At 33.7% G+C, this 1397-nt stretch carries 1 protein-coding gene; it reads left to right on the top strand.

Annotated elements, in window-relative coordinates:
- Positions 1 to 987: 987 nt before the first annotated feature.
- Positions 988 to 1397: restriction endonuclease (locus GGR08_RS07940; protein ID WP_183194757.1), on the top strand; the 410-nt coding region annotated here is incomplete at its 3' end.

Below are 1397 nucleotides of genomic sequence, written 5' to 3'. Positions count from 1 at the left end.
ACAGCCACTGCCCTATGACGCTTTTAACAAAAGCACATGCCTCTGTGACCAAAGAAAAGTGGCACCCAAAACTACTTTATTTTAACTGCTGAGGACCTCTCCCCCACATTTCTATGAAAAAAGCCTCTAAACAAAACTGTTTAGCCCGTCAATGTTTAATACATTAATATCCCCAGTTTAATGCTACAATATATTTATCAATAATTAGAGATAAATTCACTCTCCAGCTCCTCTAAGCCACTCAACACGCATATAAACGAGACATCATGCAATCAAGCACATCCTATCGTCAAAAACCATCATAGAAAACAATAAGAAATCTCTTTGAGAGCCTTTCAAGACAATCACGCAAAACTCTTTTTCCTGCCTTTGCTCGCCAAATTTGGCGAGCAAACAAAGTCTTGATTTTCTAATAAGTTATATTTAATGGCATTTTCATCAAAGAACTTTTCTCCAAAGACAATGAACTGAGTGATCTAAACAGAAGAGTTTTGTCCAGTAGCTGTCAGTGTTGTCAGTTCTTTTTAGAGGCTATATTATTTTTTTAAATGAGAGAAAATTAAAAACATTATTTTTCAATAGGTTAGTATTTTAAAGATACAACCTATATCGACAATACAACTTTAAATACAATCAATAATATATATTTGTCAGTTTTTGTCTGTAAATTAAACTAACAAACTAGATTATTTTAGTGACTCATAAAACCTATCAAAATACTTATTCTGATATTTTAAATCACCTAGTTCATTTATCTTGATTAACCCGTGAAACGAACAGCAAATTTCACTACTTTGCTGATCTTATTCCATGTCATGGGCTGTGGATAAGTACCTTTAAAAACCCTTTTGAAAAAATTTATCCACTTTTGAATGACTTTACCTCTTCTGATACTCGCTATTTATCCTAAATGGATTTAATTGACTTCATTTTTATTCTTTTGATGAATATTAATCATCTCATAAGGCAAGGGATTTTTATTACAATATGATGCAATCTATTAAGTCTGATAATGAACATGTCACTTTACGCTCTCTCTTAGAATATTATCGTCAACAAGCAAAATCACCCCGTGAATTAGGAACCATGTTTGAAATCCTTGTCATAGCTTATTTGACAAACGACCCTCTTCATTATGGACGCTATGAAAAGGTAGAAACCTATTATGAATGGGCGCAAGAGCGTGAAGGTTGGAATAAAAATGATATCGGCATTGATCTGGTGGCAAAGCTTCGCAATCAAGAGGGTTATGTCGCTATTCAGTGTAAATTTTATCAAGCTGACCATCAGATCAGTAAAAAGGATATTGATAGCTTTATCGCTGCCTCTGGAAAAGACATCTTTAAATATCGCCTTCTCGTTGATACCACGGAAGTGGAATTAAGTGACAATGTGAA

The sequence above is a fragment of the Bartonella fuyuanensis genome (genome assembly GCF_014197255.1).
In the GTDB taxonomy this organism is placed as follows: domain Bacteria; phylum Pseudomonadota; class Alphaproteobacteria; order Rhizobiales; family Rhizobiaceae; genus Bartonella; species Bartonella fuyuanensis.
This window is presented reverse-complemented; position numbering and strand designations above follow the sequence as displayed.